This window comes from Nostoc sp. ChiQUE01b (assembly GCF_034531255.1).
GTDB lineage: Bacteria > Cyanobacteriota > Cyanobacteriia > Cyanobacteriales > Nostocaceae > Nostoc.
In genome coordinates this window covers 62,981-87,416 of record NZ_JAVRBM010000031.1, presented here as the reverse complement: position 1 = coordinate 87,416, position 24,436 = coordinate 62,981, and the positions used below count along the sequence as shown (strand labels likewise).

The window sequence follows — 24,436 nt, the reverse complement described above, 5'->3', positions numbered from 1 at the left end:
AACAAATAGTTATTAGACCTCTTGCAAAAGTAAGTCACCTAACACCCCACCCCCAATCCCACCCCGCCTGCGGGGAGGGAAGATTTTGAATTTTGAATGCGTGAATTTTGAATTCGGAGCGACGCAACGTGACTGCTTTAACCTTACAATTACCTTCTAATCTGCAATTTACTGATGAGGAATTTGCACAAATTGTAGCCGTAAATAAAGAATTACGACTAGAGTTAACTGCTGAAAGGGAATTAATTATCATGTCACCTACTGGGGGAGAAACGGGAAACCGTAATTTTGATTTATTAGGTCAGATATGGTTTTGGAGCAATCAAAATAATTTGGGAAAAGCTTTTGATTCTTCTACTGGGTTTAAACTGCCAAATGGGGCAACTCGTTCACCTGATGCTTCTTGGGTAAGGATAGAAAGATGGGATGCTCTTACCCCAGAACAAAGAAAGAAATTTCTCCCTTTGTGTCCTGATTTTGCAGTGGAATTAGTTTCTGAAACTGATGATGTGGAAGATACTAAAGCTAAAATGGCGGAATACTTAGCAAATGGCTTACAACTGGGTTGGTTAATTAATCCTAAAGATAAACAAGTAATAATTTATCGCCCAAATATTGCACCGGAAGTTTTACAATCTCCCACAAGTTTATCGGGTGAAGATGTTCTCCCTGGTTTTGTTTTAAATTTACAGCAGATTTTTGCATAGATGACTGATTATCTTGATTTGATTTCTACTATCAGTGAACTTTCTCAAATTCGCTTCAACCATCGACACTCTCTTTAAACATCAAAAGCCTTGCTGATGTGGGCTACTGGAACTATACTTACAATTTAATCGTGATGCCTGCGGCGGGCTATGCCTACGCATCATCAGAAATCTTCTTCAAGAAACTTGTAGTAATAACTTCTGATCTTTGACACCACAGCTTTTTTGATGCTCAAATTTATGCTGACTAAATTCCCATCACCTGTATTTACACTTTTATTAGGACTTGCCATAACTCAAACCTTTGGATGCACAACTCAAAAAGATAATTCAGCGATCGCTCAAACTTCACCGAAGCCAGCGCCTCAAGAAATTGTGCAACCAGGAGAAGTTCGAGCCTTACCAGGCAAGTTGGATAACATACCCGTTTTTAACAGCAATAGCCCAGAATGGGTTAAAACTGAGGGTATTTTACTTTCTACCTTTCCTCCAAACGGTAAAAAAATTCCAGCAGCACACCTTAATTTTCCCTTTCAAGGACGCTTTGACTTATTTACCCACCACTACAGCCACACTCCCAAGGATTTACAAACGCTATACCTGGGTGTAATTGTGCAGAACCCTGGTAAAAAACCAGTAACAGTAGATGTATTGCAAGCTGCGAGTTATTTGATGCAGGATGCGCCCTTTGTCACCTTATCCCCCTACATAGAAAATAATGATGGTAAGGCTTACTCAGGCCCAGGCGATCGCGCTGTTGGTGATGTACTCCGAGGTGTTCGACAAGCAGATTTTCCCGCAAAGCTGATAATTCCCCCAGGACAAAGCCGGATGTTGTTAAATCATCCGATTCCTGTACGAAATCTAGAAAAGCCGGTGAATGGGCGTTCTAGCTTTATCCGGCTGCGTAGTAGCGATCGAGTTTATGCAGCAAGTTTAGCAATGTTTGCCAAGAAAAATTCTGATAATACAGAACGCCAACCCACTCTTGCAGAATGGCAAGCTTTACTAAATACCGGCAACTTCGCCGGGCCGCGAGATAAAACCCCTACTCCTCCAAATGCTACCAGTGGTGCACTAATTTATGGACGTGTAGCTGGTGTGTCTAGTGGCTCCCAATGGCAAGCAAAGTTGGTAGATAATCCCCAAACCAAATATCTGACTATTCCCCAGCGTGGCAAAGCTATTTCTTATGGTTTAGACACATTGCTTAGTGGCCGATTGGGCACTCAACAAATCCAAACGGCCAAAATGCTGGTACGTTATCCAGATACGGCTTATGAAGCACATGGTAATTATGGGGTGGAATATAAACTCACCTTACCCTTAAGCAATAATACCAATCAAAACCAGACTGTGACTGTTACTTTAGAAACACCTTTGAAGGAAGATAAATTATCTCAAGGTGGTGTGCGTTTTCGCAAACCATCCCTAGATTTTCCTTTCTTCCGTGGTACAGTACGGCTACGCTATTTCGATGACCAAGGTCAACAAAAGACGCGCTACATACATCTATGGCACAGAACTGGTCAGGTGTTAGAACCATTGGTGCAGCTTGTACTTCCACCTTCAACTCAGCGGATAGTACAGATAGATGTGATTTATCCACCAGATTCGACACCGCCGCAAGTGCTGAGTGTGAGAACTTTAGAAAAGTGAGAGTCTCAAAAAATCAAAGAACTTAAAGCTTAAATGGTTTTCCAGTACAGTAACGCATTTGTCACCATAGCATCGCTTAATTGTGAGAATTTAGTAAATTTCTATACCAAATTACTAGAGCAAAAACCAGTTTTTTTGATTCCGAATGTCTATGCTGAGTTTAATTTGGTTAGTATGCGATTAGGTATTTTTAAACCAAAGAACACAAACGAATCGGAATTTGAAGCCATGTCTGACGACAAGCCACTTTGTGTCTACACCAAAAGTAAGATAAGTTTGTGTTTAGAGGTGAGTAACTTAGAAGATGCGATCGCTCACCTAACTGCTTTGGGCTATCCTCCACCAGGAGACATTTCCATTGCTTCCCACGGCAGAGAAATCTATGCTTATGACCCTGATGGCAACCGTCTGATTTTACATCAAGCTGCTAGAGGAAGTCATTAGTCATTTGTCATTGGTCATTTGCAAAGGACAAATAACAAAGGACAAAAGACAAATAACAAAGGACAAAAGACAAATGGCTATAACTCAAAACTATAGATTAAACCTGATTCAATGGTATCCAGGTCACATTGCGAAAGCTGAAAAGAAGCTCAAAGAACAGCTGAAGCGCGTAGATGTGGTGTTTGAAGTACGAGATGCTCGGATTCCCTTAGCGACTCACCACCCCCAAATAGGTGAGTGGGTGGAGGGTAAAACACGGGTGTTGATACTTAACCGAGTAGATATGATTACTCCGCAAATGCGATCGCTGTGGATCGATTGGTTTAAACGTCAAGGAGAAGTCCCCTATTTTACCAACGCTCAACATGGTAAAGGTATAGCAGAAGTAGCGCGGGCAGCGCAAGCCGCTGGGGTAGAACTCAATCAAAGAAGAAGCGATCGCGGCATGTTACCCCGTCCAGTGCGGGCTGTGGTGATTGGTTTTCCTAATGTCGGTAAATCAGCTTTAATTAACCGCCTGTTGGGAAAGCGAATCGTGGAAAGTGCGGCCCGTCCTGGAGTAACTCGCCAACTACGCTGGGTGCGAATTTCCGAACATTTAGAATTGCTAGATGCTCCTGGTGTCATCCCTTTAAGATTAGAAGACCAAGATGCAGCATTGAAATTAGCTATTTGTGATGATATCGGTGAAGCATCTTACGATAACCAACTAGTAGCAGCAGCTCTAGTGGATTTACTCAACTATTTAGAAGCTGTAGCCGCAGATTTATTACCAAAAAAACCATTACAGTCTCGCTACCAACTCGATTCGACATCAGAGACCGGAGATACCTATTTGCACGCCTTAGCAGAACATCGTTACAAAGGTGATATCGAGCGAGCTGCAAGGCAACTTTTAACAGATTTTCGCAAGGGGTTGTTGGGTGAAATGGGTTTAGAATTACCACCCAATTAAACCAATTCGCAATTCGCAATTACGTTTTGTGACGGGGATTTAGACCCCGACACAAAACCTTCTGCCTCTACAGGCAGGGGACTTAAACCCCCAAACTTTGTTAATTGCGAATTGCGAATTGCGAATTGGATTTGACTTCCGCCTTGCGGTACTAGTGCCTTATACCCAATGCAACTTTTCTAACGTTTGTTAACCAAGATATGGTAGTGGGAATTATAACACTAGTATAAATAAATTTTCGTCAAAATTTATGAGCGCAAAAGTTGATGGAACTTTAAGGATTGCTGGCTACCAAATCATCGAGCAACTTTATTCAGGTTCTCGTACTCAAGTGTATCGGGCAATTCGAGAATGCGATCGCCTACCAGTTGTCATCAAGCTCTTAAAACGAGAATACCCAACTTTTAGCGAATTAGTACAGTTTCGCAACCAATATGCCATCGCTAAAAACCTAGATATTTCTGGCATTATCAAACCCTACAGCCTGGAAGCCTATCACAATGGCTATGCCCTAGTCATGGAAGACTTTGGTGGTGTTTCCCTGCGGCAATTTACTCAAGGAAAAACACTGACATTAGAGCAATTCCTACCCAATGCTCTGCAACTGCTAGACACCTTACACCAGTTACATCAACAGCGCGTCATTCACAAAGACATCAAGCCAGCCAACATCTTGATTCACCCTGACACCAAAGAAATCAAGCTGATTGACTTTAGTATTGCCTCACTCTTACCACGAGAAACCCAGGAAATCCAGAGCCTCAATGGATTGGAGGGAACGCTAGCTTATCTGTCGCCAGAGCAAACCGGACGGATGAACAGAGGCATTGACTACCGCAGTGACTTCTATTCTTTAGGTGTGACCTTCTTTGAACTACTGAGTGGAAAATTGCCCTTTGAGTCCCATGAACCGATGGAGTTGGTGCATTACCACATTGCAAAACTTCCACCCTGCCTCTGCGATTTCAACCCCAAATTGCCCTTGATGCTGGGCGAAATTGTCCGCAAACTGATGGCGAAGAACGCCGAAGACCGGTATCAAAGTGCGCTAGGACTTAAACATGACCTTGTTACCTGCTTAGAACAGTGGCGAGAAACAGGCAAACACACCTGGTTTGATTTAGGACAGCGCGATATCAGCGATCGCTTTCTCATAAGAGAAAAACTCTACGGACGGGAATTGGAAGTAAAGACCTTATTAGAGGCATTTGGTCAGGTTGCCAATGGTAGCTCTCAATTGATGCTGGTGGCAGGTTTCTCTGGTATTGGCAAAACCGCAGTCGTCAATGAAGTGCATAAGCCAATTGTGCGGTGGAACGGCTACTTCATCAAGGGCAAGTATGACCAGTTCAACCGCAACATTCCTCTGTCTGCTTTTGTACAAGCCTTTCGTGATCTAATGGGACAGTTGCTTAGTGAAAGCGATACCCAACTGGAGCAATGGCAGAGCAAGATTTTAGCGGCAGTTGGAGAGAACGGGCAAGTCCTGATCGAGGTGATTCCTGAACTGGAGCAGATGATTGGCAAACAACCTGCGATCGCTGAACTCTCAAGCAGTGCGGCCCAGAACCGTTTCAATTTGCTGTTCCAACAGTTTATTCAGGTGTTCGCAACCAGAGAGCATCCGTTAGTAATATTTGTGGATGATTTGCAGTGGGCAGATTCGGCATCGCTGAATTTGCTGAAGTTGTTAATGTCTCAGAGCGATTGCAGCTATCTATTCATTATTGGCGCATACCGCGATAACGAGGTGTTTGCGGCTCATCCACTCATGTTAACGGTAGATGAAATTGAAAAGGCATCTTCTGGCATCAAAACCTTGAGCCTAGCTCCCTTGAGTCAAGCAGATGTCAACCATTTAATCGCCGATTCGCTCAGTTGTGCAACTGAAAAGGCATTACTGTTAACAGAGTTAGTTTATCAAAAAGCTAAAGGCAATCCCTTTTTCACAACTCAGTTTTTGAAAGTGCTACATGAGGATGGGCTGATTAGCTTTGATTGGGAGGTAGGTTTTTGGCAGTGTGATGTAGCGCAAGTGCGATCGCTTGCCCTCACCGATGATGTGGTGGAATTTATGGCACAACAGCTTCAGAAATTGTCATCCAACACTCAAGATGTTTTGAAACTGGCAGCTTGTATCGGCAATCAGTTTGATTTGGCGACATTGGCGATCGTTTCTGAAAAGTCCCACACCGAAACCGCTTCAGACTTGTGGAAAGCATTGCAAGAAGGATTGGTGATTCCAACCAACGAGGTTTATAAGTTTTATCAAGATTCCTCATTTGTCCTTTGTCATTTGCAAATGACAAATGACAAAGGACAAATGACAGTTTACAAATTCTTGCACGATCGCGTCCAGCAAGCTGCCTATTCCTTGATTCCTGACGACCAAAAACAAGCAACCCATCTTAAAATTGGGCAGCTTTTGTTGCAGGAGACTTCGCTCAACGATCAAGGCGAAAAATTGTTTGATATCGTCAATCATCTCAATGTCGGGCAATCTCTGATTACTCAACCATCTCAACGCCATGAACTCGCCCAGTTAAATCTTGCTGCTGGACGCAAAGCCAGAGCAGCAACGGCTTACAATGCTGCTCTGGCCTATTTAATCGCGGGCATCGACCTGCTTCCTGGCGATCGCTGGCAACATCAATACAACATGTGTCTCGCCCTCTATGAAGGGGCAACAGAGGCAGCCTACCTCAGCACCAATTTTGAACAGATGGAGCAGTTAGCAGAAACGGTGCTGACTCATACCCATTCCTGGCTCGATCGGGTGACTACATATCAGGCTAAAATCCAGGCTTGCATCGCCCAAAATCAACATCTAGAAGCTTTGCGGCTGGCGCGAGAAGTGCTAAAACAACTGGGTGTGTATCTGCCAGAACAACCTACCCAGGTAGACATCGAGCAGGCGCTTCAGCACACCCAAAGACTCCTTGCCAACAGATCGATTGAATCCTTGTTGGAGTTACCCGAAATGAGCGCACTGGAGCAAAAAGCAGCAATGACTATTATATCAAACATCATCTCTGCTGCTTATCAAGTTGCTCCAGACCTGTTACCCTTGCTCACCTTTGTTCAAATCGATTTATCTGTGCAATACGGGAATGCAACCGAGTCAACTTATGGTTATAACCAGTACGGGTTGATGCTGGTTGCCATGTTAAGAGATATTGATGCGGGCTATCGCTTTGGGCAATTAGGGATGAACCTGTTACAGCATATCGATGCCCACAAGCTCGCTGCTAAAACCATTTTTGGATTCAACACCTTCCTCAGACATTGGCAAGAACCCGCGAAAGACACGCTAGACGGCTTTCTGCAAGCTTATGCCAGTGGAGTAGAAACGGGCGATCTACAGTATGCTGCCCTCAGTCTCATGGGCTACGGCTACACCGCTTATTTGAGTGGGCAGGAACTTTCTGCTCTCAAACAGACGATGGATGAACACCGCAAGGTCATCCAGCAATTTCGTCAGGATGGCTATCTTCACATTCAAAGTATTTACTATCAAGCGGTTCTTAATTTGCTGGAACCGACGGCTGAACCAGATCGGTTGTGTAGCAAACATTATGATGAAGATGAGATGATTCAACTTCATCTCGAAGCCAATCAATTGCTGGCTCTCTATCAACTTTATTTCAATAAACTGCTCCTTTCCTATCTGTTCCATCGCTACGAACAAGCGCTCTTAAATGCCCGTTTGACAGAACAGTATTTGGGCGTAGCAGTAGGACTCATGCACGTTCCGCTATTCTCCTTCTACGATGCGCTAGTGCGATTAGCGATTTATCCAACTGCTAGTGAGACAGAGCAAGCAGCTATTCTAGATCAAGTCTCTATTCATCAGGAGAAACTTCAGGAGTGGACATCTCATGCACCCAGCAATCAAGCTCAACGCTGGGCGCTAGTTGCCGCAGAACGGTGTCGAGTTCTAGGTGAAAAAACCAACGCAACAGATTTGTACGATCGCGCCATCACCGAAGCTAAAGCAAACGAATACATCCAAGAAGAAGCTTTAGCCAATGAACTGGCAGCTAAATTTTACCTCGACTGGGGTAAACAGCGCATAGCCCAGGAATACATGACAAACGCCTACTATGGCTATGCTCGTTGGGGTGCGAAAGCCAAAGTTGCTGACTTAGAACGCCACTATCCTCAACTCCTCGCTCCCATCTTAGGGCAAACCCGTTCTCCCCTCTCAACTAACGAAACTATCTTTACATTGGAGAGTTTCACTTCCACCAGTTCCGCCACTTCCAGTAGTAGCAGCGTCTCTGTTGCTTTAGATTTAGCAGCCATTCTCAAAGCTTCTCAAACCCTTTCTGGGGAAATCGAACTCGAAAAATTGCTTTCAGTATTGCTTTCTATCGTCATTGAAAATGCTGGAGCCGATAAATGTGTATTCATGCTTTTGGAGTCAGATCGGTTGCTAGTTCAGGCTTTAGCACAGCTTTCGGTGAGTGATGTACAGAATCAGGCTGCCAACATTGATTTTTACCCGATGTTGCTTAACCCAGAGTCTGTTGAAGACTCTGTTGATGTGCCAGTTGGCTTAATTAATAACGTCAAACGCAACTTACAACCAGCAGTAATTACCGATGCCACGGTGCATCCGCAACTAATCAATGACCCGTATATTCAGCAACAGCAGCCCAAGAGTATCTTGTGTAGCCCGATTTTGCATCAGGGTAAGTTGCTTGGCATATTGTATCTAGAAAATAATTTGGCAACCGGAGCCTTTACGAGCGATCGCGTCGAACTGCTGAACTTGCTTTGCGCTCAAGCGGCAATTTCTTTAGAAAATGCCCGAATTTACCAAAATTATCAGAAATATGCTCAAGATTTGGCACAATCTCTCACAAAATTGCAGGCTAGTGAAATCCGCTTCCAAAATTTGGCGAATAATATTCCTGGGATGGTGTACCAATTCCGTCTGGAGGTGGATGGTTCAACTTCCACACCCTACGTTAGTTCTGGCTGTTTCGACTTGTATGAGTTAGAGCCAGAGTTGGTGATGGCAGGGACGCATAGCCTTTACAACATGAATCATCCTGACGATCGCCCAGCTATTGCCCAAGCGATCGCTTACTCTGCCCAAAATCTCACACCCTTTGAGGAAAAATGGCGGATTATCCTGCCTTCTGGAACCGTAAAATGGATTCAATCTGCGGCTCGGCCACAGCGAGAAGCCGATGGGGCAATCACCTGGGATGGAGTGGTGATTGATATTAGTGCTCGGAAACAGGCAGAGCAAGAACTGCAAAAACTGGCTGCTGTTGTAGAAAATAGCACAGACTTTATCGGTATTGCGACGCTCGATGGCCAAGGTCTATACTTAAACCCGTCTGGACGGCGACTAGTGGGAATCGACAGCACAGCAGATATTTTGAGTATGCACATGAGTAACTTCCATAGCAAGGAAGTTATGGCTCAAATTCGACAGACAATAGTGCCGCAGGCGATTCAACAGGGTTTTTGTCAAGTCGAACTGTATTTGCAGCACTCGATCACCAAGGAGCAAATCCCAGTTGATTACAGCATTTTTACGATCAATGATACTCAAACAGACCAGCCCTTGTACGTGGCTGCAATTTGTCGTGATATCCGCGATCGCAAACTTACTGAACTTACATTGCAACAAAAATCACAAGATTTGCAACAAGCCTTAAATGATTTACAAAACGCCCAATTACAAATTATTCAAAATGAAAAAATGTCAGCACTGGGCAACTTAGTTGCTGGTGTGGCTCACGAAATGAATAATCCCCTTGGTTTTATTGCTGCCAGTCTCAAACAAGCAAAACCTACTATCGCTGATATTGTTGGACACTTAAAGCTTTATCAAGAAAGTTTACCCCACAAAAATGATGAAATCAAAGACCATGCCGAAGAAATTGACTTGGATTATAGCTTAGAAGATTTGCCCAAGATGATTGATGCCATGTCGATGGCGTGCGATCGCCTGAAAAATATCAGCACCAGTTTACGAACTTTCTCGCGTGCCGATAAAGATTATAAAGTACCGTTTAATATTCACCAAGGCATCGACAGCACGATTTTAATTTTGAAACATCGTCTCAAGGCTAACGAGCAACGTCCAGCAATTGAAGTGATAACTGAATACAGCACTTTACCTCAAGTTGGGTGTTTTCCTGGACAATTAAATCAAGTATTTATGAATATCTTAGCAAATGCTATTGATGCCTTGGAAGAATCAAATATTGACCGAAGTTTTCACGAAATTCAAGCAAATCCGAACTGCATTACAATTACTACCACAGTAAAAAATAATCTAGTTAAAATTACAATTACCGACAATGGTAAGGGTATAGATGAAGAGGTAAAACAAAAAATATTTGACCATTTATTTACTACGAAAGCTGTCGGAAAAGGAACAGGATTAGGACTTGCGATCGCCCGTCAAATTATTGTAGAAAAACATGGCGGAGCGCTCGAGGTGAATTCTCAACTTGGCGAGGGAACTGAATTTGTGATTCAGCTACCGTTATCGGCATAAGCCAGAAAATCACAGTTGTTGGTTGTAGGGTCGGTCAACCGCCCCACCATTGGTGTCAACTTAAGCTGAAACTTCTTTAAAACCTCGTTTCCAGCTTCTGGCTGAACCTGATAAACAAAAAGCCGCATAAATCTTCTTAGGCTTATCTGACTGAGCCTAGCTAGGGTTGATTTTAAGCGGTTAATTTATAAGCTAAGGTTATAATTCATCCCTTACAATCACTTTTTGAACATTTCCCAAAAAACGGTATCATACACTACTATTTTTTAGCGATGGCTACGCCCGCCGCAGGCATCGCAAAACTTTTCAGTCCACTGATTGTAGGATGGCTTTTCAATTTCTTCTATTTGATCCCTTTCTTTAATCGTACCTGGAAAGCGATTTAACAAAGTTTTTTTAGGGTTTAATTCCCCTGCCTAACGACGGCAGCACATTTTGTGTCAGGGTAAAATCCCCGTCACAAAACGTAATTGCGAATTGCGTTAGCGAGTCTTCTCCCAAGGGGAGACGCCAAGGGCGAACGAGCGTCATTGCGAATTGCGAATTGGTTTAACCTCCCTAGAGTGGAGCAAACATTTTTCTAATTTTCACTCTGAGTGAGTTCTGTTGCAAAAAATGAGATTAGTGGTGGTTCTTGATATAAAATGGCAATCATTTAGTAATAATATAGGACTCCTGTTTGATTTTTGAACAAATTAAGTACCAATCAAAAAGGCTTATTCCCTACTCCCCACTCCCTATTCCCTACTCCCAGCCTACGCAAGTCAGTTCAATAATCAAAGCGGATTACTATATGAATACTGCCTATATATACTTAGCTGAAGCTAGTGCTATACACTGACTATACCTAATTAAGTAAGCAAATGGATAGGCGAACATTTCTAAAATACTCACTGGCAACAGGCGTTGTTATCTGGGTGGGTGAGAAACTCCCCAAGATAGCAGGAATGACCAAAGATCTAGTCCAAGAATTCTTTGCTGTAGAATCTGCCAATGCTACCACACCCATTTTTCCGCAGAGTGTAGCATCTGGAGATCCGCAACCGTGCGGGATTACTCTATGGACTCGTGTTGTTCCACCTCAACCTGGTCTGGTTCGAGCTGCCTTTGAGATTTCCACAGATTCTAAATTTAGCACATTCGTCTTGCGTGGTGTCGCACAGACAGATGCGTTCAAGGACTACACCCTCAAAGTTCGCCTGAATTCCCGGCAGATCCAACCCGCTACCACCTATTACTATCGATTTATCTATAAAGGAACAGCCAGCAGAACGGGTCGCTTCAAGACACTGCCTGCTTCTGAATCAGAGGTCAACCAAGTTCGCTTTGCATACATTAACTGCCAGGACTACACTAACGGCTACTACAACGCTTATCGCTTCCTTGCAGAAGAAGAGATAGATTTTGTTGTATTTTTGGGTGATTACATCTATGAAACAGTGGGAGACGCAAGTTTTCAGAGTGGCATTCGTCCCCTCCGGCTACCTAATGGTCAACCTACTGCTATCACGCTTGAAGATTATAGATTCCTTTATCAGACTTACAATGGAGATTCAGATTTGCAAAAGCTACGGGAGCGCTTTGCCTTTATCACCATTTGGGATGATCACGAGTTTGCCAACGATTGCTTTGGGGTGAGTGCTCCTGACCAAGTTCCATTTCTTAAACCAGAGCTTCGTCAGTTAGCAAATCAAGCATGGGCAGAATACACCCCAACCAGTATTCCTTTCCTGAGTGATAAGAATCCGCTGGCTTCTGTGCAAATCTACCGCACATTTAAATTTGGCAACTTACTAGAACTAGTAATGACGGACGAGCGCCTTTATCGGAGTGGGCCTCCCTGCGACAACCTTAAGGCGCAACAGCAGCGTTATCTCACACCGAAGCGATATATCACCCCAGACTGTCCCAACCGAAGCGATCCAAACCGAACTATGCTAGGTTCCAGACAACGTGAGTGGTTCATTAATCAAATTTGCAAATCTTCCTGTATCTGGAAGATTTGGGGTAATGAAGTGATGACCATGCAATTCAAGGTATTGTCAGCATTCGCAACACAATTCCTGGGAAAACCGACCCCGGATTTGTTCGTGGCGTTAGATCAGTGGGATGGCTATCCTGCTGAACGCACTCTACTGTTTCAAACTTTCAAAAAGGCTGGAATTAAAAACTTTGTGACAATCACTGGTGACCTCCACTCATTTGTTACTGGGTATCAGAAAGTGAACTTTGATGACCCACTTGATGTACCGATAGGGGTAGAGTTTGTAGTTGGCTCAACCACATCTTCCAATTTTGCTGAGGAAACTGGTCCTGGCTCGTTGGGAGTTCCCCTACCACCAATCAACCTGATTACTCAAGTGCTTACAGCTAGTAATGCACATATCCAATATTTTAACTCCGCAACCCACGGATACAATTTGGTTGAAGTGACATCAAAAGCTTTGACTTGTACGTTAAAGGCAGTCAGCGATATTACAAAAGTAGGGGGAACACTCTCAACCCTTAAAGTTTTCCGAGTGCCCCGCGATCAGGTGTTAATTGAAGACGTGACGCCTGCGTATCAACTCCAAAAATGAGGGTCAGATCCCATTTGTCAATAAGCAATAGTACTTAAAAGATTGCGGAAATCGGGGTTGAAAACAGAATTTTGAGCAGGCGATGCCAAAGGCAAGCCGCTTTGCGTCTACGCGTTATCTTGATAGGCATCATGCATTCTTGACCCATTAGTTCAGTACAAGAGTTAAGTTCATACCTCCGCTTTTTCCAAATTTTCAGCATAATTTTTAATTGACAAAAGTAAGATTGTCTTAATTTCTCACCGATGGTCAGAGACCATTCGTGACAAGTTAAGGCGAAACTAGTTTTGTCAATAGTAGTTACGCGATAAATAAGCCACTTGAGAGAGTATCAAATTAAGTCTTGTACTGAGTTTTCAGAGTAAGGATGAACGATGCTTTTAAATATGACACGCTCGCTGGCTTAGAAATAGTGTTTTCTACCCTGATTTTCGGCAAAATTTTCAGCACTATTACTTATTGACAAATGCTTGATGACTTTAAGTTGTCACCAATGGTCTCTGACTGGAAACAATGCAATTCCTAACTATTGTACAGACGCGATTAATCGCGTCTCTCGTAATTCCTAACTCCTAACTTTTTACGCCTTTTTGGCCACCACCGAGTTTTTCACCAAAAGTTCGACTGCTGCTTGATATTGCAGATCCGCTTCAGTGCCAATCTGTTCGCGGTTAATGGCTGGTTGGGAAATAACTTTATCCGGCTTAATACCTAGTTTGTTAATATCACGGTGTTCAGGAGTTTCATACTTAGCAATTGTGACTGCCAAGCCCGAACCATCTGATAATTCAAACAAAGATTGAATTAAGCCCTTCCCAAAGGTCGTTTCGCCTAACAACTGGGCGCGATCGTTATCTTGGAGCGCGCCAGCGAGAATTTCGCTAGCACTGGCAGTTCCTTGATTCACCAAAATCACCAGAGGATCGTTTGTCAAAGCCGGCCCAAAGGCTTCAAAACTACCCTGAATACCTTGTCGGTTAACAGTGTAAACGATCGTGCCGGAGTCTAACCACAGACGGGCAATTTCAATTCCTGATTGTAATAATCCCCCAGGATTATTTCGCAAATCCAAAATGTAGGCAGCAGCGCCTTTTTTTTCTAGACTAGAAATAGCGTGTGCCAATTCCGTTGAAGCGTTGGCATTAAATTGTGTAAGACGTAGGTAGCCAATGGGTGTACCCTCAGCAGAAACACGCAAATCTGAAACTACAGGGTTAAGCGCAATGCGATCGCGTGTCAGTCTAATTTCCATTTCTGCCTTTCCGTCTCGTTCGATCACAAGAGTCACAAGGCTGCCACTCGACCCGCGCATTCTGGTTGCAGCTTCATCAAGGGTGAGATTTTCTGTGGAAACACCTTCAATTTTGAGAATGCGATCGCGTGGTTGAATCCCCGCTTTATCTGCCGGTGAACCGGCGATGGGAGCCACTACTTCCAACTTCCCATTCTCAGGATTCAAGGCAATTTGCAATCCTACCCCAGTCAGTTCGCCAGAAGTATTCACCTGCAAGCTACGGTACTGCTCTGGATCTAAAAAGCGAGTAAAAGGATCGTCGAGGCTCTTGAGCATCTTCCCAATTGCCGCATAACTGGCATTTGAGTCTGGCAGTGGCTTCTCTAGAACCTTTTGCCGCACAGCCGCCCAGTTTTGATGATTAAAGGTCTCATCTAGATAAGTACGATTAACAATTCGCCAAACTTCCGAAACCAGCTTTTGTTCCCCAGTCAAAGCCAGCGCTGGCTGAGTGAGCGTACCCAACACCAAGCAAAACGCCATTAACAATGAAAATCCAACCCGAAAGACTTGTTTGTTCATGAACCCCATTATCAATTCCACCTCAACCCAAATTGTCTAGATAATGCCCACTTCCTCTGTTGTTGATGAAATCTATCTCTCGATTATGTTACTTTTTTTATAGAAGTGGTGCATTTTTCTCATCAAGTTGTTCAGTCAACTGATGCATCGTATCCACTCACCAAAGGATAAAATCTACTTTGTGTCCACCATTTTGTGTGTAGGGGCGTAAAGAGATCGCAATATATTCCATCTTTACAGAGTGTAAAGTTTCTGAAGTCTCTGAGCACGCCAAAAGCTGAAAAGCTTTCCAAAAAACTCCTTTTTACTAAAATCCCAAAATTACTATTTGGGAGAGAAGTCTGAGCGAAGGCTTCTGCCGATTCAGAACTTCGGGATTTATCAACCGCAACCGACTTTTAGGAACTTGAGATTGTATGGCCAACGTTTACGACTGGTTTGAGGAACGCCTGGAGATTCAGGCACTCGCCGAAGACGTTACTAGCAAGTACGTCCCTCCCCACGTCAATATCTTTTACTGCCTGGGTGGAATTACCCTGGTTTGCTTTCTCATCCAGTTTGCTACTGGATTTGCCATGACGTTCTACTACAGGCCAACAGTTGCTGAAGCTTTCTCCTCAGTGCAGTACATCATGACTGATGTAAACTTCGGTTGGCTAATTCGCTCCATCCATCGCTGGTCTGCCAGCATGATGGTGTTGATGATGATTTTGCACGTCTTCCGGGTTTATCTCACTGGTGGTTTCAAAAAGCCCCGCGAATTAACCTGGGTCAGCGGTGTCATCCTAGCTGTGATCACCGTTTCCTTCGGAGTTACAGGCTATTCTCTACCTTGGGATCAAGTTGGTTACTGGGCTGTGAAAATCGTTAGCGGCGTACCAGAAGCAATTCCTGTAGTTGGAGTTCTGATTTCCGACCTGCTGCGTGGCGGTTCTAGTGTTGGTCAAGCAACACTAACTCGTTACTACAGCGCACACACATTTGTACTACCTTGGTTGATTGCAGTATTCATGCTGTTTCACTTCTTGATGATCCGTAAGCAAGGCATTTCCGGGCCTTTGTAATCTCAGCTATTAGCGAAAGGCAACATTTGTTAGTTTTCAGATCGAGTTGTTTGTTTTAAACTTATGAAACACAAGAAATTAATTGCACATAAGTTCCAAAAAATAAATACTTGTATCTGAAGCCTCAAGCTATAGAAAACCTTCAGGCTGATGACTGTAGATATAAAAACGCTGTTTCTTGCCTGTTGGTTGCCTAGTAGCTGATAGCTTTCATAAATGCTTTAATTTAACTAAGCAGGAGAACACATTTCAAAATGTCAACACAAAAAAAACCTGACCTGAGCGATCCTCAGTTAAGAGCCAAACTCGCTAAAGGCATGGGTCACAACTACTATGGTGAACCCGCTTGGCCTAATGACTTACTTTACGTCTTTCCAATTGTGATCATGGGTTCCTTCGCTGCGATTGTGGCTCTAGCTGTGCTAGATCCTGCAATGACCGGTGAACCAGCAAATCCTTTCGCCACACCACTGGAAATTTTGCCAGAGTGGTACTTGTATCCAGTCTTCCAAATTTTGCGATCGCTTCCTAACAAACTTTTAGGAGTGTTAGCAATGGGTTCTGTACCAGTAGGTCTAATCCTCGTTCCCTTTATTGAGAACGTGAATAAGTTCCAAAACCCTTTCCGCCGTCCAGTTGCAACCACAGTATTCCTTGTTGGTACTCTTGTTACACTGTGGCTAGGTATTGGTGCTGCTTTGCCATTGGATAAATCTTTGACCTTGGGACTATTCTAAATTAGTCACTAGAAAATGCTTTGACGCCTGTGAGTTTCAAGAGCAGATGCAGATGTGCTTTTGAAAACAATCAACAGGCGTCAATTTTAACAGGAAAGAATTCACGAATCAGAAGTCAGAATGGGCTAAACCTTAGCTATCCGCTAACAGAATTTAATTCTGAATCAAAAAGCGGATAACGCCACCCAAAGCGAGTCCGCGTATCATACGGAGAAGCAAGTTACTTCCGGTCTAATTCCTACACTAAATATGCTTTTTTTAGTGGTCAACAAGATAGTGTTGGGTCTGTAGCAAGATCCCGCAGAGTATCCTTCACTGATTGCATTCTGAATTCTGAATTCTTCTTCAATAGTTCAGATTGCATCTGGGATTTGAAGTTTTGGATGGAAAAGCTATTCCAAAAACTCCAATCATCAAAAGTCAACAAATACAAACATTACTTACTTAACTTAAGTTGCTAGTTACAACCCTCAGAATGCCAAAATGATTCATGTTTTGTATTTTGGTACACAGAATATGTCAATTTAGATTTTTTTATGTGAGAGAAATTTTGCGAATAGCGCAGAATTTAAGAACTAGCAACTTGGGTTTACTTATATTCAACTTACAGTTAATGCTTAGTATAGTGCAGCAAGACCATCTGACTGTTAAGAGCGAACTCAGGCTCTTAAACCAGGTGCAAGAATGGTTTGAGCAATTTTGTCTGCAACACTTGTCTCAACTTGGCTGGTCAAAAACCCAACTCGATCGCCTCAATTTAGCATTAGCAGAAGGTTTTACCAATGCTGTTCGTCACGCTCATCATGCTTTACCCCCGGAAACAACCATTGAAATTAACGTTTATCTGTGGATTGACCGACTAGAGATTAGAATTTGGGATTACGGAAAACCTTTCAATCCTGATGCGATCGCAGAGCCAGCCCCAGGTACTCTGCAAGTAGGTGGGTATGGATGGTTTCTCCTCCGGCGGTTAGCTGACCGGGTTGTATACGAACGTGGTGCGGATGGTAGAAATTGCCTGCTCATTGTCAAATACTCTGTAGAAGCACAAAAGTAACAGTGAAATAGTCAAGGCTAAAGGCAAGTAAGAATACTTCTGATGTCAATTTTGGCTTGGGAACGGAGTGGAGTGTAGGGAACGAGTCTGGACAAAAAACGAGGGCTTTTCTTCTCTACAATACTCTCTTGCTAGCTCGCTCGTACTTAGGAGTTAAACAAATAAAACTTTTCATCTAGTCAGTCATTATTAAGCTAACGAAGATTTTGCTCAAAATTGAGCCACACACTTTCAAACAGAAGCAGCTTTTGCTGAAATACATAGTTATTTGATTGATAAAAGTATACTCCTTTTTCAATATTATTTGAATAGGAGTAATATGTTTTTTCCGTGAAATTGCTTATTCATTATGATTTTTTTGTAAAATCTCAAATAAGATTTTTGTATAAAAAGAATTAGTGAATATAGTAAAAATAGCATTCGAGTTACACTAGCTCCCTTGTTAAGATTTGTCAGCAGTGTTGAGAGTCTTAATGTTTGTTCTCCAACAAGTGCCATTTCGTGCTTAAAGAGATAGACAGAATAGGGAACAAAAGATGACTAAGACAGCCCTAATTACAGGAATTACTGGTCAAGATGGCTACTATCTCAGCCATTTGCTCCTCAATCGAGGTTATCGAGTTGTCGGATTAGTACCCCCAGATCGACAACCTAATTTGACAAAACTGGGAATACTGGGAAATCAGGTAGAAATTTTTACAGTTGACTTGAAGGATAATGCGGCACTGTTGACCGCAGTTTAACAACTGCGTCCCCAAGAAATTTATAATTTGGCGGCTCCCAGTTTTGTACCCGACTCCTGGAACGACCCATTGGGAACCTTGGATTTAATAACTGGTACAGCTACTAGGCTCTTGGAAGCAGTACGAAAAGTCGGTTTGTCTACTAGATTTTATCAAGCCAGCAGTTCAGAAATGTTTGGCGATGTATTCCTCTCGCCTCAAGATGAGGAAACCACTTTTCGTCCCAAAAATCCTTATGCTGCGGCTAAAATGCACGCTCACTGGACGATGGTGCATCATAGAGAGCGCTATGGGCTATTTGCCTGTAGCGGAATTTTATATAATCACGAGTCTCCTCTACGCGCACCTGAGTTTGTCACACGCAAAGTTTCTTTGGCGGCTGCATCAATTAAATTGGGTTTAACTGACACCTTAGAAATGGGTAATCTCGATGCCAAACGTGATTGGGGTTTTGCAGGTGATTATGTAGAGGCCATGTGGCTAATGTTGCAAATTGATCAGCCAGAAGAATATGTGATTGGCACTGGTAAACTGCATATAGCAATCACAATTGAAACGTGAGAAAATACTCAGATAAAAACTACGTATTTACAAGCTTTTCAGCCATTCTATCTCTCACAACTGATTTAGGATTGCTATAGTGTTTAGAGATTTAGTTGCCACAGCCTTTGAGTCAGTCGGATTGGATTGGAAGCAGTATGTAGTCTTAAATACTAGCTTGTTGCGGCAAGATGAGCATTTTCAACTAGTAGCTAACCCCAGCAAGGCTAAAAGAAACCTCGCCTGGGAACCCCAAGTAAGCTTTGAGGAACTTTTAGAAAAAATGGTAAAAACAGATTTGGAGCGGTTACAAAGCGATGCAATTGCGCCCTTACCGCGAGTGTAAATAATCTAAAATGCACATCACTACAGTGACAAAAAACCTGAATTTAGGTGATAAAGTTAACAAAAAAACTAACCATGTCTTCGTGTTTTTAGAAATTTTTGCTCACGAAGGTGGTATTCAATCGTATATAAAAGATATTTTTCGCGCCTATCTGGGATTGAGCCAAGACTACAAGGCAGAAGTTTTTTTACTGCGAGATAGTGCTGATAGCTTAAATCCGTTTGAAAACGAGAACTTAAAATTTCATTACTTTAAAAATCAGTCTCCCTATTTAGGGAGATTGCAAATGGCAGCGGCTTTACTGAAGTGTCTGTTGCGAAGCCGTCCGCAGCAGGTTTTCTGTGGTCACATTAACTTAGCAGTATTAATCCAAACACTTTGCCAGCCCTTGGGGATTCCTTACACCGTGCTAACTTACGGCAAAGAAGTCTGGGAACCGTTGAAAAATCAGGAACGTCGCGCCCTGACATCAGCAGATAGAATTTGGACAATTAGTCGCTACAGCCGCGATCGCGCTTGTATTGCCAATAGTCTAAACCCAAAAATGGTACAGATGCTGCCTTGTGCAATTGATGGGGATAAATTTACTCCTGGTTCTAAACAACCAGAATTAGTCGAGAAGTATGGCTTAACTGGTGCGAAAGTGTTAATGACAGTAGCGCGGTTATGGTCAGGAGATATTTACAAGGGTGTAGATGTCACGATTCGGGCGATACCACAAATCGCTCAAGTTTTCCCAAAAGTGAAATATTTGGTAATTGGTCGCGGCGATGACCAACCGCGATTAGCTGAACTTGCAGAAAATTTAGGTGTGAGCGATCGCGTCGTGTTTGCTGGTTTCGTTGCCACAGAAGAATTAATGGAACATTACCGCCTTGCTGATGCCTATATTATGCCTTCGCAAGAAGGCTTCGGTATTGTTTATCTGGAGGCAATGGCTTGTGGAGTACCTGTATTATCTGGTGACGACGATGGCTCCGCTGACCCCTTGCAAGATGGTAAACTGGGATGGCGAGTACCACACCGCAGTCCTGACGCTGTAGCAGCAGCTTGTATAGAAATGCTTCAAGGGGATGACCAGCGATGTGATGGAGAGTGGCTACGAGAACAGGCGATCGCTCTGTTTGGCATAAATGCCTTCCAACAGCACTTGCAAAAAATGCTGCTATCCTCAATAATGAAGTGCATTTGAGTCAAAATGACAAATGACAAATGACAAATAACAAATGACTAAAATCGCTATCCTAGAAGGAGAGCAAGACGATATTTAAAAAATGAGTTTTAAGTCATTTCAATTGAATCTTTTAAATCTCCGCCCTTGGCTCACTCTGCTGGCACTTATTTGGTTGCTGGCATCAGTGGGCTTAGGTTGGTTGGTTAATTCATTGCTAATTATTTTCGGGTTGCTGTTGTTGGCACCTATTGTGGCTTTTTTTGGCTTTCGCTGGTGGCTGCAACGCAACTTGGTTGCCGATCAGTGTCCCGTCTGTGGATATGAATTTACAGGCTTAAATAACAGTCAGTTGCAATGTCCTAACTGTAAGGAGCTACTGTTAGTGCAAAATAGTCATTTTCAGCGCTTCACACCAGAAGGCACAATTGATGTCACTGCTGTCGAAGTTCCCGCTAAATCACTGGAAGAATAGTCAAGTATCGTTAGTCATTAGCAAAGTATAAATGACTAATGACTATTTATTTTTTTGCGAGATAGAGAGGCTGTAAGTATACTGTTGCGAGGATAGTTCGCCCACATGCAGCGAGTATTTTCCTACCTGCCAATAACCAGAAAGTTCTGACTTACCTCCAGAGTAACTATCTGCTAGTACACAAAAGCGCCCCCCAGGCCCGTCGATCAGCAGTGTTGGCTTTCCTTGACTCTCTACTGTTAATCGTAAATAAGGTAGTGACTCTGTAACTTGGATAACTTGACTAGGTTCAGTGCTAATATTGCCACAATTACTTTTGACAGTTCCTCCAGACTTTCCGTTCAAAATCAATGGATCTGGTTGGGAATTTCGATTAATTTGGATTGTTGGTGTCTGTGCTAAATTAGCCTCTGGGAAAACCAAACTCATCGCCAAAGCTGTGGGAATAATTACAAGTAGCCTAAACGTCTTCATTTTAATTAATGCTCCAGATTTTTTTAGAGCAATATTGTTATACAGTCTGGTTTATATAGACGACAGCAATCCGTCTTAGTTCCAAAAGCTGCCGTATAAAGCAATACCAGTCAGTTAAGGATTATTTGTAAAGATTTAATGGGTGTATGTAGAGACGTTGCATTGCAACGTCTCTACACATTGATGTCTGGAAGGCAACAAAAAAATATAATTTTTCCCTGTCCAGAAAGGTCTTGCACGCACAGACATTAGCTAAAATCACTAAGACAACCACCAAAAATAGAATTTGGTTGGTCTATTGTTGAATAAGTATGCTAGCTGAGGTAGATAAAGATTGATGAATCCTCAACCAGAAGAAGACTTACAGCGTCGCCTCGATAAGTTAGAGGCAGAAGTTAATTCCCCGCCTGGGGTGGTTTCACAAGAACAAAAACAAACGCCTCAGTCTGTTTTTGCCAGCTTCAACTTGCAACTGGAGCGATTTCAGATTTGGTTCAACAGCTTATCTAATGTGAAAAAGCTGGTAGTTTCGGGTGTGACGGTGGTAGTAGGCTTGGCGATACTGCAAGCAGTGTTTAAACTAGTTGCATCTGTAATCAGTCTGGCACTTTTGGCAGTGTTAGTGTATGTTGGATACAAATTTTTTGTGTCTGGTAGCTTTCAACGTAAGCAATAAGTTGATATGCATTTACTTTACACTTTGCCTGGAGTTATGAGAGTCAGGAGCCGAAATAAAAACGGCTTTTGACTTACAGAGGATTTCAAGGAAGGTGAAGTACACAAGAGAAGTGTAATAACTAGGTATAAAGCCTAGTTTATTTCTGTTAGCGCAGCCCATTCAGACTCCTGAATTCTGCTGTATAACTCCTAAATCCTATTTCAATATGCTTTTGTTGCTGACTTAGCTTAGTCTATTTTAATTGTGCCGATCGCGGCGTAGAAATAATATCAAAGGAAATTATACGATGACCTCACCAATTGTCAGAAGAACTAGTAATCAATCTGGTCAGTCAAAAAAATCGGAAAGAGCCAATTCGCTACTGCTAGCAAGTAGACGTTTTGCTGCTTGGGCGGCTGAAATCACACTAGTGGTTACTAGTGGGTTGATTCCCTTCGGCATTGGTGTCTATGCCAATTCTAGAAGCGATCTCAACCGAGTGCCGCTTAACCCCGTGCTGGTAGTAACAGAAAGAGCGATCGCCAGACCCCTGGCTCTACCTGTAAGCTATGGCATCCGTAACGTCGCATGGCCGACTAATATTTTGTGGACAATCGCCCTGTTAGCGCCTGTAACTCTCTCGTGGTGGCAATTGTATTTATTAGCTAAGACTGGTAGCACAATTGGGAAACGTTGGTTAAAGATACAGGTTGTTAACGAGCAAGGGAAGCCGCCCGGATTGGGGGCAGTTGTGATTAGAGAAGGCGTTGGGCGTTGGACTGTACCCATTTCTATCGCCTATTTGCTGTGGCGGTACAGTTTTGCTTTTCCGAATTTAGGATTATTCACATTTTTGTCTTTGTTAATGATTGTGGGTGAAGGGATAGGCTTACCGTCGCGCCGGGGGCGTCGCGCACTGCACGATCAACTCGCAGGTACTTATACAATCGATGCAGTCTTAGCTAGCAACAGACAAGCTCAGTCTGCTGATGGTAATGATCAAGCAGAAGAATGGCAGGAGGGTGAAGAATTAGCGGCAGCCCAAACCAGCCCATCGCCTAATTTGTGGCGGCGGATACAGCAAAATCCCAATCTGACTTTGTTTGGGGTAGGGCTGACGAGTATGACTGCTGTGTTAGCAACTTTAATTGGCACTCAAGTTTATATCCAAATTCAGCAATCCCAGCGAGCAACCAAGCAAATCAACAGCCAGCAATTCCTTGAACTTGTCAAACAATTGACTCCTAACTCTGGGGCGACTAATGAGCAACGCCAAAGCGCAATTCTGGCTATGGGTGGTCTTAATGACCCACAATCGATTAAATTTCTTGCGGATTTATTAGTTAGTGAAACTAACCCCAGCCTTCTGGATACGATTCAACAAGCTTTGACAACTGTCGGGCCCCAAGCCATCCCGGAACTCAAAAATAAGAATCAGTTTTTGGTGAGCGAATTGGAATCTGTGGGTAGCACTGCAACCAAAGAGCGGGAATTACGGCAAGGGCGGCTACAAAGAAACCAGCGGACAATCAACAAGATTCTCTCTGTTTACAGTGGTAAAAAAATCCAGGGTGTTGACCTTAGTAGTACCCAATTAGGTCAAAGCGGTACTTCAGGAAGTTCCTTCTTCAACTTGGTACTGGACAATCTTGATTTATCAGGAGTTAAGTTTAAATCTGCAAATCTTAACCAAGCCAGCTTTAAAAGTACCCGCTTCCGGGGTGTGGGTGAGGATGGACGCTGGGATACCTACGACGATGTAATAGCTGATTTAAGCCAAGCTCAGTTGCAGCAAGCTAATCTTACTGATGCTAACCTCAGTCGCGTCTTGATGAACCGGATCGATTTGAGTCGCGCCACTCTTAACAGAGCCAACTTATCCAACGCGCGTCTATATGATGCTAAACTCAACAGCACCCAACTAGTAGGAGCCGATCTGCGAAACGCAGTTTTGGAAAAAGCCAGCTTGACTGGGGCAGATTTAGGCGATGCCAAATTGAACGAAGCCAATCTGTATGCAGCGCGTTTAGGTCGGGCCACTGCGATCGGAACGCAATTATCTTTTGCCAACTTAACTAACACTGATTGGCAAGGGGCAGATTTATCAGGAGCTTATTTGGATCGTGCTAATCTCAGCAATGCTAACCTTAGTGCTACTCGTTTAACTGGTGCTGTTTTACGTTCTGCCCAAATGGAAAATGTTAACTTGCAAAATGCTGACCTGAGCCTTGCAGATTTACGAGGGGCAAATGTTGCTGGAGCAGATTTTAAGGGGGCAATTCTCGCTCCTAGCAAACAAGATCCAGCAGATCAATTTGTCCAAACCCCAGATTTAGGCTCAGTATCTGCCGTAGTCCAAGGGGTTGATTTTTCTCAAGCCAAAAATTTAGATGCCAAACAATTAGCATACATTTGTACTCAAGGAGGCATTCATCCCCGTTGCCCGTAGAATGGAGGGCAGAGGGGCAGGGGAGCAGGGGAGCAGGGG

The 24,436-nt window shown here is 43.3% G+C and carries 16 protein-coding genes and 2 pseudogenes; 15 read left to right on the top strand and 3 right to left on the bottom strand.

Translation table 11 applies throughout. The annotated features are described in order from the left end of the window. Positions 1-128: 128 nt before the first annotated feature. From RMY63_RS20575 to RMY63_RS20555, 5 genes are all read left to right on the top strand, one after another. Positions 129-707 carry a Uma2 family endonuclease gene (locus RMY63_RS20575; protein WP_322730481.1) on the top strand — a complete coding sequence of 193 codons (579 nt, stop codon included), beginning with the start codon at positions 129-131 and terminating at the stop codon, positions 705-707. Between the two features lie 240 nt (positions 708-947). Continuing rightward, positions 948-2,366, top strand: coding sequence for a DUF3370 domain-containing protein (locus tag RMY63_RS20570; RefSeq protein WP_322730480.1), 1,419 nt, complete (start codon positions 948-950; stop codon positions 2,364-2,366). A gap of 33 nt (positions 2,367-2,399) precedes the next feature. Further along, the gene (locus RMY63_RS20565) at positions 2,400-2,810 is read left to right on the top strand and encodes a VOC family protein (RefSeq protein ID WP_322730479.1); all 411 of its coding nucleotides are present in this window, start codon (positions 2,400-2,402) and stop codon (positions 2,808-2,810) included. Positions 2,811-2,883: 73 nt separating this feature from the next. Beyond that, entirely contained in the window at positions 2,884-3,765 is an 882-nt protein-coding gene (gene ylqF / locus RMY63_RS20560; RefSeq protein ID WP_322730478.1) for a ribosome biogenesis GTPase YlqF, read from the top strand. Positions 3,766-4,015: 250 nt separating this feature from the next. Continuing rightward, the gene (locus RMY63_RS20555; RefSeq protein WP_322730477.1) at positions 4,016-10,288 is read left to right on the top strand and encodes an AAA family ATPase; all 6,273 of its coding nucleotides are present in this window, start codon (positions 4,016-4,018) and stop codon (positions 10,286-10,288) included. Here RMY63_RS20555 and RMY63_RS20550 read toward each other — a convergent pair. Next, the gene (locus RMY63_RS20550) at positions 10,267-10,416 is read right to left on the bottom strand and encodes a hypothetical protein (protein ID WP_322730476.1); all 150 of its coding nucleotides are present in this window, start codon (positions 10,414-10,416) and stop codon (positions 10,267-10,269) included. The two genes, RMY63_RS20555 and RMY63_RS20550, sit on opposite strands and share 22 nt — an antisense overlap. Before the next feature lie 819 nt (positions 10,417-11,235). Between RMY63_RS20550 and RMY63_RS20545 the strand changes: the two genes are divergently transcribed. Beyond that, complete coding sequence (locus RMY63_RS20545; protein WP_322730475.1) at positions 11,236-12,867, top strand: alkaline phosphatase D family protein; 1,632 nt, start codon at positions 11,236-11,238, stop codon at positions 12,865-12,867. 580 nt (positions 12,868-13,447) lie between these two features. Here RMY63_RS20545 and ctpA read toward each other — a convergent pair. Beyond that, positions 13,448-14,692 carry a carboxyl-terminal processing protease CtpA gene (gene ctpA, locus RMY63_RS20540; RefSeq protein WP_322730474.1) on the bottom strand — a complete coding sequence of 415 codons (1,245 nt, stop codon included), beginning with the start codon at positions 14,690-14,692 and terminating at the stop codon, positions 13,448-13,450. Between the two features lie 407 nt (positions 14,693-15,099). Between ctpA and petB the strand changes: the two genes are divergently transcribed. The 7 genes and pseudogenes from petB to RMY63_RS20505 all read left to right on the top strand — a co-directional run bounded on the left by petB (position 15,100) and on the right by RMY63_RS20505 (position 20,816). Next, entirely contained in the window at positions 15,100-15,747 is a 648-nt protein-coding gene (gene petB / locus RMY63_RS20535; RefSeq protein ID WP_322730473.1) for a cytochrome b6, read from the top strand. A gap of 254 nt (positions 15,748-16,001) precedes the next feature. Next, positions 16,002-16,484, top strand: a complete 483-nt coding sequence (gene petD / locus RMY63_RS20530; protein ID WP_094352635.1) for a cytochrome b6-f complex subunit IV — start codon at positions 16,002-16,004, stop codon at positions 16,482-16,484. Positions 16,485-17,097: 613 nt separating this feature from the next. Then, positions 17,098-17,541: an ATP-binding protein gene (locus tag RMY63_RS20525; protein ID WP_292744744.1), complete on the top strand. Its 444-nt coding sequence runs from the start codon at positions 17,098-17,100 to the stop codon at positions 17,539-17,541. Between the two features lie 536 nt (positions 17,542-18,077). Next, positions 18,078-18,821, top strand: a pseudogene (locus RMY63_RS20520) (GDP-mannose 4,6-dehydratase); the annotation flags it as partial. A gap of 109 nt (positions 18,822-18,930) precedes the next feature. Next, a pseudogene (locus RMY63_RS20515) lies at positions 18,931-19,170 on the top strand (GDP-mannose 4,6-dehydratase); the annotation flags it as partial. Positions 19,171-19,180: 10 nt separating this feature from the next. Then, complete coding sequence (locus tag RMY63_RS20510) at positions 19,181-20,362, top strand: glycosyltransferase (RefSeq protein WP_322730472.1); 1,182 nt, start codon at positions 19,181-19,183, stop codon at positions 20,360-20,362. Between the two features lie 82 nt (positions 20,363-20,444). Then, positions 20,445-20,816 (top strand): hypothetical protein, encoded by a 372-nt coding sequence (locus RMY63_RS20505; RefSeq protein WP_322730471.1) that lies wholly within the window; start codon positions 20,445-20,447, stop codon positions 20,814-20,816. Positions 20,817-20,858: 42 nt separating this feature from the next. Here RMY63_RS20505 and RMY63_RS20500 read toward each other — a convergent pair whose 3' ends face one another. Beyond that, a complete protein-coding gene (locus RMY63_RS20500; RefSeq protein ID WP_322730470.1) occupies positions 20,859-21,290 on the bottom strand; it encodes a hypothetical protein in 432 nt (143 codons plus the stop codon). A gap of 337 nt (positions 21,291-21,627) precedes the next feature. Between RMY63_RS20500 and RMY63_RS20495 the strand changes: the two genes are divergently transcribed. After that, on the top strand, positions 21,628-21,966 hold the full coding sequence (locus RMY63_RS20495; protein ID WP_322730469.1) for a hypothetical protein: 339 nt from the start codon (positions 21,628-21,630) through the stop codon (positions 21,964-21,966). 289 nt (positions 21,967-22,255) lie between these two features. Then, entirely contained in the window at positions 22,256-24,397 is a 2,142-nt protein-coding gene (locus RMY63_RS20490) for a pentapeptide repeat-containing protein (RefSeq protein ID WP_322730468.1), read from the top strand. The last annotated feature ends 39 nt before the right edge of the window (positions 24,398-24,436 follow it).

Excerpts from the sequence above, each read along its gene's own strand:
- RMY63_RS20570 (WP_322730480.1), top strand. The coding sequence starts at position 948 with ATGCTGACTAAATTCCCATCACCTGTATTTACACTTTTATTAGGACTT.
- RMY63_RS20565 (WP_322730479.1), top strand. The coding sequence starts at position 2,400 with ATGGTTTTCCAGTACAGTAACGCATTTGTCACCATAGCATCGCTTAAT.
- ylqF (WP_322730478.1), top strand. The coding sequence starts at position 2,884 with ATGGCTATAACTCAAAACTATAGATTAAACCTGATTCAATGGTATCCA.
- RMY63_RS20555 (WP_322730477.1), top strand. The coding sequence starts at position 4,016 with ATGAGCGCAAAAGTTGATGGAACTTTAAGGATTGCTGGCTACCAAATC.
- RMY63_RS20550 (WP_322730476.1), bottom strand. The coding sequence starts at position 10,416 with ATGCGGCTTTTTGTTTATCAGGTTCAGCCAGAAGCTGGAAACGAGGTT.
- RMY63_RS20545 (WP_322730475.1), top strand. The coding sequence starts at position 11,236 with ATGACCAAAGATCTAGTCCAAGAATTCTTTGCTGTAGAATCTGCCAAT.
- ctpA (WP_322730474.1), bottom strand. The coding sequence starts at position 14,692 with ATGGGGTTCATGAACAAACAAGTCTTTCGGGTTGGATTTTCATTGTTA.
- petB (WP_322730473.1), top strand. The coding sequence starts at position 15,100 with ATGGCCAACGTTTACGACTGGTTTGAGGAACGCCTGGAGATTCAGGCA.
- petD (WP_094352635.1), top strand. The coding sequence starts at position 16,002 with ATGTCAACACAAAAAAAACCTGACCTGAGCGATCCTCAGTTAAGAGCC.
- RMY63_RS20525 (WP_292744744.1), top strand. The coding sequence starts at position 17,098 with ATGCTTAGTATAGTGCAGCAAGACCATCTGACTGTTAAGAGCGAACTC.
- RMY63_RS20510 (WP_322730472.1), top strand. The coding sequence starts at position 19,181 with ATGCACATCACTACAGTGACAAAAAACCTGAATTTAGGTGATAAAGTT.
- RMY63_RS20505 (WP_322730471.1), top strand. The coding sequence starts at position 20,445 with ATGAGTTTTAAGTCATTTCAATTGAATCTTTTAAATCTCCGCCCTTGG.
- RMY63_RS20500 (WP_322730470.1), bottom strand. The coding sequence starts at position 21,290 with ATGAAGACGTTTAGGCTACTTGTAATTATTCCCACAGCTTTGGCGATG.
- RMY63_RS20495 (WP_322730469.1), top strand. The coding sequence starts at position 21,628 with ATGAATCCTCAACCAGAAGAAGACTTACAGCGTCGCCTCGATAAGTTA.
- RMY63_RS20490 (WP_322730468.1), top strand. The coding sequence starts at position 22,256 with ATGACCTCACCAATTGTCAGAAGAACTAGTAATCAATCTGGTCAGTCA.